Annotated in this window: 7 protein-coding genes; 3 read left to right on the top strand and 4 right to left on the bottom strand. The window is 59.1% G+C overall.

Annotation, left to right across the window (positions count from 1 at the left end; genetic code table 11):
- Position 1 precedes the first annotated feature (1 nt).
- Positions 2–379, top strand: a complete 378-nt coding sequence (locus P3C39_RS09055) for a DUF5615 family PIN-like protein (protein ID WP_126057625.1) — start codon at positions 2–4, stop codon at positions 377–379.
- A gap of 21 nt (positions 380–400) precedes the next feature.
- On the opposite strand, the gene P3C39_RS09050 is transcribed toward P3C39_RS09055, so the two are convergent.
- From P3C39_RS09050 to P3C39_RS09040, 3 genes are read right to left on the bottom strand one after another with little or no spacing between them, the layout of a single operon-like run.
- Positions 401–3,034 carry an ATP-binding protein gene (locus P3C39_RS09050; protein ID WP_126063810.1) on the bottom strand — a complete coding sequence of 878 codons (2,634 nt, stop codon included), beginning with the start codon at positions 3,032–3,034 and terminating at the stop codon, positions 401–403.
- Positions 3,031–4,155, bottom strand: coding sequence for a DNA repair exonuclease (locus P3C39_RS09045; protein WP_126057626.1), 1,125 nt, complete (start codon positions 4,153–4,155; stop codon positions 3,031–3,033). Before P3C39_RS09045 ends, P3C39_RS09050 begins: the two co-directional genes overlap by 4 nt.
- 13 nt (positions 4,156–4,168) lie before the next feature.
- A complete protein-coding gene (locus P3C39_RS09040; RefSeq protein ID WP_127319047.1) occupies positions 4,169–10,132 on the bottom strand; it encodes a DUF3320 domain-containing protein in 5,964 nt (1,987 codons plus the stop codon).
- A 671-nt stretch (positions 10,133–10,803) separates the two neighbouring features.
- On the opposite strand from P3C39_RS09040, the gene P3C39_RS09035 reads away from it, so the two are divergent.
- Positions 10,804–13,488, top strand: coding sequence for an AAA family ATPase (locus P3C39_RS09035; protein ID WP_126063811.1), 2,685 nt, complete (start codon positions 10,804–10,806; stop codon positions 13,486–13,488).
- Between the two features lie 21 nt (positions 13,489–13,509).
- Here P3C39_RS09035 and P3C39_RS09030 read toward each other — a convergent pair whose 3' ends face one another.
- Entirely contained in the window at positions 13,510–13,794 is a 285-nt protein-coding gene (locus tag P3C39_RS09030) for a hypothetical protein (RefSeq protein ID WP_185928960.1), read from the bottom strand.
- A gap of 104 nt (positions 13,795–13,898) precedes the next feature.
- Here P3C39_RS09030 and P3C39_RS09025 point away from each other — a divergent pair, with 104 nt between their 5' ends.
- A complete protein-coding gene (locus tag P3C39_RS09025; protein ID WP_127319045.1) occupies positions 13,899–15,104 on the top strand; it encodes a metallophosphoesterase in 1,206 nt (401 codons plus the stop codon).
- Positions 15,105–15,275: the final 171 nt, after the last annotated feature.

Raw genomic sequence — 15,275 nt, 5'->3', positions numbered from 1 at the left:
CGTGAGGTTTCTGATCGATGAGTGCCTGCACACGTCTCTGGTTGCGGTAGCCCAAGAACGCGGACATGAAGCAAACCACGTCAACTGGCTTGGGCTAAGCGGCGAAACCGACTGGGACCTCATGCCGCTCATTATCGATGAGGATTTCACCTTCGTCACCAACAATGCTAAGGACTTCAGGAAGCTCTATGCCAAAGAACCGGTTCACGCCGGCCTGATTATCGTCGTCCCTCAGGTCGGGCCTGAAAAACAGAGAGAGCTCTTCGATGCTCTCCTCGAGGATCTTGGCCCAGAGGAATTCCTGATTAATGAAGTTATCGAAATCGAGATCGAAAACGGCATTGCAATCGTAACACGATACGATCTGCCGTCGCCCTAGCTGAGGCTGCGCGATCTCCGCTTATGACCGACCCGGTTGCCAGTCGCTCATCTGCAAAATGTTACCGCCGAGTTTTGCAAACGCGCGTTGGCGGCAGGAGAAAACGAGAATCTGCTGATCGTGTGATTGACGATGCAAAGCGTCGAACATGCGCTCGATGCGGTCGTCATCGGAATAAACCAAAGCGTCATCCAGGATAACCGGTGTGGGTCGGCCGTCGCGGGCAAGCAAACGGGCGAAGGCCAGACGTGTCAGAACCGAAAGCTGTTCTCGCATGCCGCCACTCAACCTATCGACATCCTCATCCTGACCATTGCGGCGAACGGTCTGTGGCAACAGTGTGTTCTCGTCGAACACTATGGAGATGTCATCGAATAGCAATCCAAGCAGCGGTCGCAGCTCGGACATGACCGGCTTCAGATAAAGATCGCGTGCCGTCGAGCGCGCAGCGACCAGCGTCGTGCGCAGCCGGTCGAGGACGGCTTTTTCGAATTCGAAGCGTCTCGCTCGCTCTCCAGCGATTTCCAATTTTTCTGTGGCCTCGCGCAAAGCTTCTTCCACCGCGTCGTCGGACCGAGTGCGAATATGGCCATTGAGATCGGCCAGGGTTACACGCAACTGACTTGCTTCCTGTGTGGCGGCATCCTGAACCGAACGGGCGCGGCGCAGAACGGCTTCAGCGCTGGTGAGATCGCGAGCGCCGTCGCGCAGGGGAGCAGCGCGCATTTCGGCCGCTTCGCGCAGCTTTTGTCGTGCGGTGGCCTCGGTGAGCAGCAAGCGCCCCTTTTCCTCGCGCGCTGCATCGGGTCCCAATATGACCTCGAGGCTGGTCAGTTCCGCCTGGATGGTGACATAAGCCGTCTCCGCAGCCATGACAGCCTCGTCGGCATGGCTGCGCAAAGGCAAGGCCTCGCGCACGCTGTTGCGTGTTGTCGCCACACGCTGCTCGGCTGCGGCATGATGTTGCCGGATCTGTTCTGGATCGACTTTGAGTTCGAGGTCCCCGGCCCCGAGGGCACTCAGACGAGCAAGCTCCTCGTGTAATTGCTGTATCCCCTTGGGCGCGAGATCGGCAAGTCGCTGACGCGCCAAGCCCAGTTCGGTAGCTTTGTCGCGCGCTTCCACTAGGCGCTGGCGTGCCGTCCTGAGGCTATCGACACCGAGGGACGCAAGCAGGCTGCGGTGCTTCGCTTCGGCGTCTTCGATGGTCCGGTCGGCCTGCTGCGGCCGATTCGATCGCAGGGTCAAGGCTCCGATGCCGGCAATATCCAGGCGTACGGTGCCAGCAAAGCTTTGGTCTTCTGCATGGGGCAAGGGCTTGGCATCGATGGTCACCAAATCGGCGGCGCCGTCCCGGTATTCCATGCATAGCGTCGGCAAGGTTGCCAGGTGAGCTGCACGAAGGCTGGCGATCTCGATTTCGAGCGCCTGGAGTTGCTCGACAGCTTGTTCCGGCACCGCCAGCATCGCCAGTGCTGCCTCTCCATCTTCGATCTGGGTTCTGGCGACTTCGGCTTGTTTCAACCGGTTGTCCGAGCCGGCCAGTTGTTCGGCAGCGTCACGCGCCAAAAGAGTCGCATCCAGCCGCGCGAGCAATTCGCGTGCTTCGCGCTCTTCCAGTTCGGCTGCTTGAACTTCGCCCATCGCTTGTTCGTTTTCGGCAATGGCAGAAGCGCGCCGATCGAGAACCTCACTGCGGCGAAGCTGCGCAATCGTCGACTGCTGGCGCAAATCCGTGGCTCGTTTGAGCGCGGTCCGAAAACTATCGAGGGCCTGCTGCGCCGCGTCGTGGTGAATTGCGGCAAGGGCAGCTTCCGCCTCGGCGGCTTTCAAGGCTTCGCTGTGCGATTTGGCGGCCTCGACTGCGGCTTCCGCGGCCGAGATGGCTTCCCGCCGAGTGGCGCCTTCTTCGGGGTTTTCAAGCTCAGACAGACGCGCCAACGCCATGCGCCGCTTGTCGAGCGAATCGCGCAGACCGGTGACTTCGGCGCTGAGACGCTGCTCGTCTTTCACCAGCTTGTCACGCTCGTCGAGCGCTGCCGCATAGAGACCGCCGCTCTTGGGACGCAGCGTTGACGTAACCAGGCTATAGAGTTCTTCTTCACATGCCGCGGCGATTTCGGCCATGCGTCGCCCGCCGGTCAGGGCTTCAACTTCCCCCTGAACCGAGGACAGTAGGCTTTCGCGCACGCGTTTTTCGCCGTCCTCCTCGCTTTTGCTGCGCCTTTCGATGCCGGTGACCCCTTGGCGAACCCAGAGCAATCCTGCCGGTCCTGCGCTTCCGCCATGGATTAGTTTGCCGATAAAGGCTTCGGCCTCATCGGCTTGAGCCAACAGTCGCCCGCCGTCGAGGTCAATAACGCTGGCCAGCCTGCCGCCATAAAACTGCTTGGCAAGTCGATAGCGTCCTTCTGAAGTGGTGATGTCGGCCTCCACCACCGGATTGCCCCCACTATAAGGCCGCAACAGTCGCACGCCTTCGGGTGTGCCCGTGTGAGGCTGGAAAAAGAGTGCGTGCAGCGCTTCGAAGAAGGTTGATTTGCCGAACTCATTGACCGCGCAAAGCACGTTGACGCCGTCGCCGATGTTTTCGATGGCGACGCCTTGCCCGGCGAACCGTTTGACGTTGTGGAGCCGAAGGGCCGTAAGTTTCATGATCCCATCGCCTCGCAATAGCTGAACAACCGAACCAGTGCTTCTCGCGATATGTCGCGTTCGACAGCCGACCGGGTTTCGTCGCTGCTTTCATCCAACAGTGCCTGCGCTGCCTCGCGAAGGGCACCAGAGCGGTCGATCCGATCCAAATCGCCACTTTCGCAGTCGGTCGCGAGCCCGTCCCCGTCCAGTTCCAGATAGGCGAAGTCGGGCGCGGCTACCGCGATCGCCGCTTGAAGGATCGTTCGCCCACTTAACCGCACCCGGCCAGACGCGGCAATTCGCAGCAAAGTCTGACGCCGCAGATGAGCCGGTGGAAGCAACGCTTCAAATGCCGCGGCGCTGTCGTCGCCAGACAGCAGATGCAGGGGAGCGGTTTTCCAGGAAAAGCTAGCTGTTTCAACGGCCACGATCTCGGGCACGGCGCCAGGCCCGGCAATGGAAACGACAAGGGCCTGACCGGGTGTATCATGCTTGAAACGGTCAGGTTCGGGCGCACCGCTATAACGGCTGCGCTCATTGATGGTGACGGGTCCGTGCCAGTCGCCAAGTGCCAGATAATCGAGGCCGGCCTTGGTCGCGCGATCTGGTGCAATGACATCGGACGCTGCTGAATCTTCGGAAAAGTTCTGAATAGCGCCATGAGCAAGGCCGAGCCGGATGGCGCCTTGCGGCGTCGCGGCGCTGTTCATCCACTCGGTAAGGTCGCGACCGGGTCTGCGGGTGGTGCAAGGTGCAGGCAGCAGCGCCACGTCCGCGCCAATGGTCAGGGTTTCGGGCCGCGTCGCCAGCAGGACATTGTCCGGCACAACGCTGTCCGCTGCACTCCACAATTGATCAGCCAACAGGGAATCATGGTTGCCAGGCAGCAATATCCAGCGCAGAGGCGCGCTCTGGCTCATCTCGGCCATGGCCTGCCGCAACATCGCTGGAGTGGGCGTTTCGGTATCGAACGTATCGCCGGCCAGAAGTATGGTGGATGCACCATGGACGCGTGCCTGCTCTGCCAGCCGGCTGATCGCGCCATGGCGCGCTTCACGGAGCCGCCCGCGCAGATCCTCTGGCATGTTGCCGAACCGCTTGCCGATATGAAGATCGGAGCTGTGGATGAATCGAAACATGGAGTCTCCGAGACTATGTCGATGCCAGGTTGCGCTGGGCGCGATCGATGGCTTCATCCAGCCGGGAGCGTGAAATCGCCGCAAGTCGCTCGACACCGAGCAGACGTGCAAGGTCGAGAGCGGGGTCGGACTGTTCCAGAATGTCCTCGTTCGCAACGACGACAGCGGCCAGCTCGGCGATTGGAATGTCGGCAATGGACCGGCGGGCATCGGCATCGAACGGCATGCGATAATCAAGCAGGTCGACCACCGTCCCTCTCTTCCATAGGAAGCTGCCGCTGGATTCTTCAGTTCTATCGAACTCGCGCAGATGCAGGTCGATCCGCTCCCGAATCTTGTTGCCCGTTCTGAGCCAGCCATGCGCCCGTGCGATGCGCTGCGCAAGGACGTCTTCTCGCAGAGGTCCTTCCTGCTCGATCACCGCGTCGACCATGGACCGCAGCGTGCCTCGGTAGACGAAGTCATAAAACTGATCCGGGCTGGTGGAAAATCCGGTTAGATCAGTCAGGCGATAACGGCCGCCCGTCGGTACGGTATCATGCGTCGAATGCGCGGCCGCAGGCAAAATTCCTGCAGATGCCGATGGGCGCTCTCCCGTCGCGAGGGGAGCGGCGACAAGTTCTGGCTCTGATTTTATCGACGGATGTTCCGGTTCGCCGGCCGATGCTAGGTCTTCGGCTGGCAATGGGTCCATGGGGTCGACCTTATGTCCCATGTCCCAATGGATCGCGGCTTCACTTTCCTGTTGTTCAGCCTGTTTGCGACGGCTTTCCTCGAGCAGCGCGGCCAGGCTGGCATGAAGCCTCTCGGTGCAACCTTCGAGATCAAACCACCAATCGGTTGACCATACCCGGACAATGTTCCACCCGAGGCCGCGCAGGACCTGCTCGCGGACCTTGTCTCGATCTCGCGCCGTGGCAGAACTGTGATAGGTCGCGCCGTCGCATTCGACCCCAGCCAGATAGGCGCCGGCGAGATCGGGATGCCGGATCCCTATATCCACTCGAAAGCCCGAAATGCCGACTTGAGGAACGATGGTCCATCCGCGCTTCTCAAGCTCGGCAGCGACGGCCTCCTCGAAAGGGGATTCCAGGGCTCCGACCGATCCGCGTTCCTGCGCTGGCAATGCCACAGCGCCGCGTTCGGCAAAATCGAGAAAGGCTTTGAGATGCTGTACGCCGATCGCTTTGGTTCGGTTGGGGTCGATCTGGTCGGCGGCAAAACCTGAAAATACGATCAGTTCCTGCCGCGCACGCGTCACCGCGACATTCAGCCGGCGTTCGCCGCCGTCCCGATTCAGCGCGCCGAAATCCATGCTGCGCTTGCCGGCATTATCTTGCGAAAAGGTGATCGAAAACAGGATTATGTCACGCTCGTCCCCTTGGACATTTTCCAGATTCTTGACGATGGCGGGCTCAATACGCTCGTCGGCAAAGAACCATTCAAGCTCCGGCTCTGTCTGGCGTGCCTTGTCGAAAAGGTCGAGGATGAGCGACTGCTGTTGCGCGTTGAAAGTGATGACTCCGAGCGTGGGTCGGTCCTTTTCCGGTAGGGCCAGCCAACGCAGCATCCTGCTGACCGCCTCGTCGGTTACCGCTTGGGCTTCGATTCGATTGGTGCGGCTTTTGCCACGGTCATAGATGCCGGTCGTGATTTTTCGCAGCTGAACTGCCCGATCTTCCACCGTTGGCGAAGGGAATGTGATGAGCCGGTTCTGATAGTAGTGATGGTTGGAAAAGGCGATCAGCGACTCATTGCGGCTACGATAATGCCAGCGCAGGTCACGTACCGGGATGCCGGCCGCTTTGGCTTCGTCGAGAATGCTCTCAAGATCCTTTTCGTGTTCGACGACTTCCTCGTCCTCCTCGTTGCGGCCAAAGAAATTGGTGGGCGGCAACTGCTTGGGATCGCCTACGATTATGGTTTGATGGGCTCGCGCGATGGCACCGACGGCGTCCCAGGTGGTGATCTGCGATGCTTCGTCGAAAATCACCACGTCGAACAGGGCTTGGTCGGGCGGTAGATATTGAGCGATTGAAAGAGGGGACATCAGCATGCACGGCGCGAGCTTGGCAAAGCTCGTCGGCATCGCGCCAATCATCTCGCGGATTGACCGGCTGGGCCGCTGCAATTCCATCTGATGGCGCAACAGGCCCAACTCGGAATTGCGCGGGACGCCTTGCACAGCCGGCAAACCATGAGCGATGGCACTGATGACGCGAAGGCTTGCTTGAGCGCGGACAAGATCGTCGATTTCCCGGAAATCTTCGATGGCGTGCTCGTGCTGGAAGCGACGGAAATTCCGCAGCACCGGATCGGCATCCAGCGTGGCCGGCAGCCACCAGCGTACATAGGCCAGGCGGAACGCGGATTGAGCTTCAGCTGGTCGCACTAGACCCGCCTCGATATCGTCGACCAACGCTCCCAGATTGTGACTGACAGCCCTGCGACGAATGCCGCACCACGAAGTCCAGTCCCGGAGAAGATGACGGGCGTCGAGCAAGTCTCCCATCGCAGTCGTCAATTCGGTCAGCGGGTTATCATGTTCTGCCCAAGAAGGCGTCTTTCCAGCAGGGATCGCAAATTGGGTCTTGGCAGCCTCGAATGCTGCAGAAGCCGCAAGGAAGCGGGCTGCCCCATAGCGCATCGTGCTATCTGCTGCACCGCTTCGCAGGCTCGGGGCGGTTGCTTGCAGGAGCGCTTTGAAATCCTCCGTGCCGAGGCCGGGCAGGCGTAGCGTCTGTCGAAGCCTTTCGGCCATCGAGAGTATCTGATCGATACGGTGGGTGTCGGTATCAAGTGCGGCAAATCCGATCGGCTTCCCAGATAGGATGTTGGCTTCGACAGTGGCCCGGCGGTCCTGCATCAGGCGCAACAGCAGCAAGTCGTGCTGAGGATCGGCTACCCCCTCTGTGACATAGCCTTGAAGCAGCTTCTGGACTTTGCGTTTGCCCAACTGACTGTTTGGCCAGAATGCAGAAGCGGCCTGCTGCCATTGCTGCTCTATGTCCTCCACCCGTATGCGCGCAACGGCAGCCTCGTCATAGCGGGCCGACAGGTCCTTGCGAGACTTGCGATAGTCTCCGATTGCCTCATTGAGAGTGGCGAGGGCTCCCCGCAACTGGGCGAAATCTCGATCAAAGACAATGCTGACGTCATAGCCGGCACTGTCCTGGAGTGCCGCTGCTAGTTTTCGCAGCGCTTCGAGCTCCGCTTTTGACGCGTCGCCTTTGGCGCGCAGGCCGATGCTCACCAGGAAGGCGTCGAGTGCGGTCGCTAGAACCTCGGACGCATTCTTGAGGGTCTTTGCCCCTTCGAGCAAATTGTCCTGCCAGCCTGACGTCCACTCGGTGACATCTATAAGACGCAAGACCGACCGCATCTCCACCGACTGAAATGCGAGACCTGTTTCGGCGGCAATATGCTCCAGCGCCAGCCGGTTTGCCTCGTCATGGGAATCGCGCGATGGCCAGGACAATCTCGGAGCGTGCTGCCGCTTGTTCTTGAGAGCGATGCCGAGCGCCAGATAAGGCGTCAGACCATTGACATGGTGCCGATGCAGCGCTTCGACATAGGCATTCAGTTCGTCGCGACGGACGCGAAGCCGCTCGTTGATCGCAATCCACTCCGCTGCGTCCACGCGCACGCCGCTTTCCCAGCTGATCCTGAGCTGGGTGAGAAAGTTGCGTCGGTCCGCCTTGCTGGAATGGAGTTCGAGACAATGCGCGCCCAGGCCATGTTCGCGCAGGCGGCGATACACCACATCGAGCGCCGCCGTCTTCTCGGCCACAAACAGCACGGTTTTGCCAACTGAAAGACAGTTGGCAATCATGTTGGCAATGGTCTGGCTCTTGCCAGTGCCGGGAGGACCGATGATGACAAAATCGCGACCCTCAGCGGCGGCAAGACTTGCGGCGGTCTGTGAGGAGTCGGCCGGCAGCAGCAAAACCATGTCGGACGGGGCATAGTGCCGGTCGAGTTCGCGCTCGTCGCGGAATGATGCGCCATTGCCCTCGAAAGCTATCTCCGGCGTGTCGATCAGATGGCGCACGACACGGTTTTCGCGCAGCGCATCGGTACGCTCGACCAGATCCTTCCACATGAGAAACTTGGCGAAGGAAAAGGTCGACAGCGCCGTCTCGTCCACCACCTCCATGCCGGGGACGTCGCGCACTGCCTGGCGCATAAGACCGAGCAGCCTCGGCACATCAACGCCGCTTTCGTCCTCGGGCAGCTCACCGGAAAACTGTGGCAGTTTGAGCTCGAAGTCGCGTTCGAGAAACTGCAACAAGGTTGCGTTGAATCGCGGTTCATCTTCATGGAAGCGCAAGGTAAAATGCGATGTTGCGCTGCGGCGCTCGATTTTGACCGGTACGAGCAGCAATGGCGCGCGATAGCTGCGCTCGTCCTCGGCCTTCTTCTTCCAGCGCAGGAAGCCGACCGCCAGGAAGAGCGTATTCGCGCCGCCCTCGGCAAAATCGTTGCGCACTTGCCGGTAAAGATCGATCAGCCGGGATTCCAATTGACGCCCATCGAGCGTCGACGGGAGCTCGTCGCGCAGAAGCGCTTCCGCGGCAAAGCCACGCTGGAGGTCACGTCCGTGCACCTCGCGATAGAGGACAGCATCCCGCTCGCCCAGTGGATTCTGTTCGGGGAGCGAAATCAGCCGGATCGAAGCGCCTGCCATCAGACGGTCCTCGAGGTAGCCGACGTCAGTACAAAGAAACGGAATTGTCTTCTTGGAGTCCGGAAAATTGAGCAGGCGGTTCCGCAGTGTCAAATCGAGGAGCTTTTTCTGCCAGCGGTCGATCCGTCCGGCCGCTGTCGTCGGCTTTACCTCGACGATCTCGACCGGCAGGGCTACCACGGCCGGTGCGGCTGGCAACGGCAACGCGATTTCGGTTGCCACCTCTGCATCCACGCTGCGGCGCGTCGGTTCGTGCGAAGCAAGCGGTGTGATGCCGCCGCTGCGCGAGCGGCGTATATCGATGGCTGCGACAAAGGTGGCTACCTGCGTTTCGTCGAGCCGCTGTTCGATTGCGTGTTGGGCAGCCTCCAACGTCATCGCCGGCCGATGCGTCACGCCTGTCGTCTCAAACACGATGAGTTCGCGCGATGCCAGCGCCTTGCGGACCTCCATGGCATCGGGTTCAATGGCGTTGGCGAGCGTCCTTTGTGTCATCCAGACGCCGACGGCCGCGTGTCCCTGAAACATCAAAACGACGGGATGCAAGCCCGTCGCCTCCAGGGCGGACGCGAATAACAGACTGGTATCGAGACAGGTTGCCAGCTTTTCTGCCGTAATAATTGAGGGACGTCGAATTTTTTGGCCGCGGCTTTCGAAGCTCGCAGGTGGCTCTGCATAATGCAGCGATAGGCCAGCAATGGCCGAATAAATTGCGGCCGCCAGCATGAATGCGCGTTGCGGATTGCCGCTTTGATAGCCATCGAGGCTGGAAGGATGACCATGCGCTGCGAGCAGCTCCGCTGCGGAACGCAGCAGTCCTGCGATCGCCGGGTCGTTCGGCATGACGAATGCGGCGAGCAATTGCGCCATATCGACGACGCCACCCCATTCGTCGCGGGCAAGCAGGCGCACCGCAACGCGCTGCTCGGCCAGCACTGCGCCTCCTGAGGTTAGGCGCAACGTTATCTCCCCGCGCTCAGCCTCGTTGAGACCGGCCAGATAGCCGGCGTCGAGATCGATTTTTCGATCGCTTAAGGGAAGCCGGTCGCCAGCAACGATCCGATCAATTGTCCAGCTTTTGGCGCGCAAAAAAGGGGGGTTCGATGTCAGCTCGAGAGTGCATTTTTCGAAACCCTGCTGGGTCGGGTTGTTGAGCGCGATAGACCGGATCACCGGAATAGCATTTTGGAAGGACGCATATGTAAAGCTGGCGGCGATGTCCGCCACGACTTCTATTACGGGCGCGGCTGATATACCGGCAGCATCGCCAGTCTCCGAACTCGTTTCCATACGCCATCCCCTATTTTCATTTACGATAGAACTTTGCCGCCAGAATTTGAAAGTAAATTCTCGGTATGGTCGCCGCTTATGTCCAGCAGCATAGATTTCTAAAAGTGTTACCGCCCAGATAACGGTCGAAATGGAGACAGGCGATAATCGGTCGTCACGATTGGAGGGGATCCAAAAGTCGCGGAAATCGGAGCGCCGGCGCACGCTGCTGAAACCCAAGACGGGCAGGACGTCATCCGCAAATGTGTGGCGGTCCGGGCGCCATGGACCAAGCGTTGCGCGCCTATCGCGAGCGCTGTCGTGGCGCCTATCGCGGACTCGGACCCAGCCCGACAGTGACGGCGAACCTCGATCGGCCTATCGGTGAGGCGGTCGAATTCCGCCCATAGACTATCGAAAGGCACGCACTTCCAGCTCTATCTCCTCGTACGCGTTGCCGGCTACCTAAATTCGTGCGCGCGGTCCAATGCCTTTGATTGCTGATGTCGTTGTGGAGACGTTTGATCGCTGAAGCATTTGTTTGCTGACCTAGCGGCGCGGGGGGAGGTCATTTATTTGGTACATCTCCAGCACTCTATGTGCGATCGCGAGGAAAATTTGTCCAGACAAGCGAATTCATCGAATCTGGACAGATCAATAAGTATAATGATGGTAAGATTCGGGGGGCAGGAATGGCCGAGGTTGGACTTTTGGAATGGGCGGATAAGCAGCCCGACTGGATTAGGGATGCCTTAAGAAGACACGCCGCGCGGCCGGGCTTCAACCTCGAGCAGGAGGATAAGGCCGGTGTAACAGCTCGGGTCCGCCACGTCGGTGGATTTACCGCTGATCTGCCCGAATGCTCTCCGCTCTCGGCGGAGCATTTGAGGGCCAACAGTTCGAACGAGCCGCGCGCGGTGCTTTGCTCACTCGGCCCCGTCAAGCATTTGAACCGCCTCGCCGAAGAGCAGCAACTGCGTTTCGCCACCGATGGCATCACCATTATCTACGGCGACAATGGAAGCGGAAAGAGCGGCTATTGCCGGATCGCGAAGAAGCTTTGCCGTAGTCTGACGGCGGATGATCTTCTTGGCAACGTGTTCGAGATCGGCACCAAACCGCCAGCCGAAGTGCTTGTCCGGTTTCTCGAAGAGGGTGCTACGGAACCGACCCCCATAACCTGGAAGGACGGAACGCTGCCCCCCGCGTCAATTGCACGGATCTCCGTTTTCGACTCCGCGAACGCTCGCCTCTACGTCGATAAGCAAAACCGTATCGGTTTTCTGCCCGCAGCCATCGCGCTTCTCGAAAGCCATGGACGTCACCGCACCGAGCTCGAAGCCGACTTCCGGGAAGAAATCAAAGCGATCGAAAAGAACCTAAAGACACCATTGCCGAGTGGGTACACAGCTGCCGGCGCGGTCGTAAAGCTGCTGGCTCGTCTCGAAATCAAGTCAAAGGACGTGATGCCTTCCGCAGCCGAAATCAAAAACCTCGCTGCCCTCTCAGAGCAGGACATGGCTGATCTCGCTGGCCTCGAACAGGCTCTGGCAAGCGACCCTTCAACGATGGCGACAAAGCGTCGGCGTGCCAAGGCGGCCTTGGAAAAACTGCTGACTGCATCTGAACAGATCGACGCGGCTCTCTCAGCGGCGGCCCTCGAGATTTATCGCAATCTATATGCAACAGCCGATTCTACAGCGCAGGCTGCACAACTTGCCGCCTCAGGAGCGTTCGCGACTATGCCGTTGAGCGGCGTTGGGCTTTCTCCCTGGCGGTATATGTTCGACCATGCACGAGCCTATTTAGCGAGCGTCACTGGCATCGATCATCAGCACTTGCCAGATCAGGAAGGCGATCGTTGCATGCTCTGCCAGGAGCCGATGACGGCGGACGCCGCGGGGCGGATCCAATCCTTCAATGACTTCGTAACGGGCGCCGCAAATAAGGCGGCGCAAGTCGCATCTATTGCCCATGAAGAGGCCCTGCGCCAAATCAAAGGACTCACCATTGCGACCGGGGAGGCGGTTGAGGCGGCTCTCGGAGAGTTTGGCGATCTGTCCGCCGCACGCAAGGCGATGGTGGCCCTGATCTCGGCATATTATGTCGAGGCAGGTAAAAGGCGTGATGCAATTGTCGTTGCGGCTGCGCTGTCCGAGTACGCTGCGTTCCCGCAACTTGCGGCGCCAGTTGCATCGAAACTCCGAACGGAGGCGGAGGCGCTAGAGGCCGAAGCGCTGACGGACGACAAGGCAGCGGCCGACGACGGGAACCGCGCTACCGATCGAGCTCGTCGCGATACACTCAAGGATCGGAAAAAACTGGGCGACGATCTCACCATCGTTCTCGCGCGCTTGGCGAATCTCGAAGAGCGGCGCAAGCTTCTCTCATGCTGCGATGCTGTCGAAACAGGCTCGGTGTCACGGCAGATGACGTCGCTTCGACGAAGCCTCGTCATGCAGGATCTCGAAAAGCGCGTCGTCGCCGAGATTGAGACTCTGGCGTTAACGCACATCCCGTTCGCAGTTAATGATCGTAGTCAAGATGGGCAGAGCTATTTCGAGGTCGGGCTCAACGCGGCAAAAGCGATCTCAAACAGCAAGGTCTTAAGCGAAGGAGAGCAGCGGGCGCTTGCCCTGGCCTGTTTCTTAGCCGAGGTCGGAGGAGACACATCGCGTCAAGGCATGATCATCGACGACCCCGTGTCATCTCTCGACCATGTTCGGATCAGGCGGGTCGCGGCAAGGCTCGTAAAAGAAGCGGCCACAGGACGTCAGATTATTATTTTCACCCATAATCTTCTGTTCTTCAACGAGGTGGTTGACGCAGCTGCGCAGGCCAATCCGCCGATTCCCCTTGTTCGAAACTACATCAACAAGTCCGAATCTGCCGGTTTTGGCTTGATTAGCGAAACTGACGAGCCGTGGATCGCACAGTCTGTCACGAAGCGCATCGAGACTCTCAAGACGCGCCTGAAGAGCTTCGACGGCGCCACTGATTTCACCACCGATGCTTGGCGAAGGTCAGCGAAGGATTTCTACAGCGATCTTCGGGAAACCTGGGAGAGGCTCGTTGAAGAAATCCTGCTCGGTAAAGTCGTCGAGCGATTTAACAGCGATGTCAAGACACAGAGCCTGAAGGGTGTGGTGGTCGAGGACGAAGACCACAAGCGAATCTATTGGGCCATGAAGCGAGTTTCGGAGCGTTCTGGACATGACATGGCGTCCGCCAAGGCCATTCCAGTTCCAACACCAAACGATATGAAGAGCGATCTTGATGGAATTGACCAATATCGTATCGACACCACCAAACGAAAAAAGGATGCCGAAAAGCGCCGGATTGAATTCGAACAGCCTCCCAAGGCGACTGTACTCTAGCCTAATGACTATTGTCGTGTATTACTGGCCCTCACTGGCTTCATCCTGCTGCGCATGCCGGTGTCCGCCTGCCGCGGGCGAAGCCGACGTGACGAGGAAGTATCGCGAGGGCGCCAAGCCATCAATGGCTGTGCGCTCGCTCTTCATCTTGGATTTCAGCGCCGAGAAGCCTGACCGCTGGTAGTGCTTCGCCTGCACAATGTCGCCGCCGGCAAGGGCATGTCGACCATCCATCGCGTCGTCCGGTCCCTCGGGAAAGGCCTCGAAACGCTTGTCGATCTCGCGACCTACGAGGTCGCGGGCCAAATCCTCAAACTCGTTATGGGACAAACTCGAGAAATCATAAGCCATGCGCCCAGAATGAGTGCCCATTTGGTGGGCAGACAAGCAACCGGGGGCACAATTGCGTCGTGCCTCTCCATTACCAACAAAAAGATAAACGCGCTTTCCAGGCGATGCGGTCGGATGATCGTTTCGCGCTTGGCAAAAGCGAACGGATTAGTCTATGGCTCTCGGCGGGGGGGCGAGTTATGCGACGGGTGCGAATCCTTCAAGTAGGCGATATTCACTATCCGGATTGGCATCCTTCCTCTAGCAACATCGATGCCAAGGATAGCAAGTTCGCTCCGAAAATAACGCAGAAGCTACGCGCGTCTTCGCTGCGTGCCGTCTTGACGAAGCTTCGGCGGCTGACGACTTCGAAGCCCTTGGATTCGATCGCCTTCATGGGGGATTTCACGAGCCGTGGCGACAAGACTTTCATTGCTTCGGCATTCCAGCATTTCACGTTGCTCTGCCGCGCACAGGGGCGCAGTTCAAAGGCGCTTCCGTTGATATTCGTACCGGGAAATCACGATGTGAACCGTGATGACGCGCGCGAACTTGGACCGACTGAGAAATTCAGCGAAATGGCGAGTTTAGCCGCCCGCTTGGGTTGGCAGACCGTTCCCGTGGACCAACCCGTGCACTTCAGACTTCCGACAGGATCCGCAGGCGCAAACTTCATCCTCGTCAACACAGCGATAGGCAGTTGGGAGCTTCAGAACCTTCCCGCGTTCCTTCGTGATCGTCTCGAGGCACTCGGTCCTTCTACAGAACCTGTAGATCTCGGCTCGCCGGACACCTCGGGACATTCGCCCGCGACACCTCCCAGCGATCCAGACAAGGAGGCGTCCGACGACGAGTATTACGGTCAGATGGACACGCCATACATCTCGCGTGAGATGCTTGCAGGCCTACAGGAATTGCTCCAGCAGCCCGACATGCGTTACGGCATCATGATCGGCCATCACAATCTGCTGCCACAAAAGACTCCGCGCATTACGCCATACGCGGAGATGCTCAACAGCGGATTTGTCAGAACTCAGCTGCTGCAGGGCAACAAGCCTATCGTCTACCTGCATGGACACATACATGCCGATCCGGTCGAGATCGTCAACGATCCAAGGTTTCCGGACGGCAAATTGATCTGCATCTCAGCACCAGGGAGAGCTCGTCGGCATCCGACTTATACCCTACCGCACCAATGTCGCCGACGGGACGGTCATGGAAGGCGAACATTGCTTCATCTCGACTATGTCCAACGGCAAGGCCTTTCTGAACAACGACACGTTTGACCTGATGCGCCGACTGCGCGACCATGCCACCAGGCGCGGGAATGGGTTACTCTTCTGGGACGAGATCACTGAGATTGCCGCCTCCGCCGAGCTCGGGCTAGATTTGGAAGACTCTCTTCTGATGCTCCAAGCGGCGCGCTTCGTCGAGATAGACGGCCTCACGAAGGCAAA

The sequence above is a fragment of the Mesorhizobium sp. XAP4 genome, from assembly GCF_029269325.1.
Lineage (GTDB): Bacteria > Pseudomonadota > Alphaproteobacteria > Rhizobiales > Rhizobiaceae > Mesorhizobium > Mesorhizobium ciceri.
Note: the sequence above shows the minus strand (reverse complement) of the source record. Positions and strands in the feature narration are given on the sequence as shown.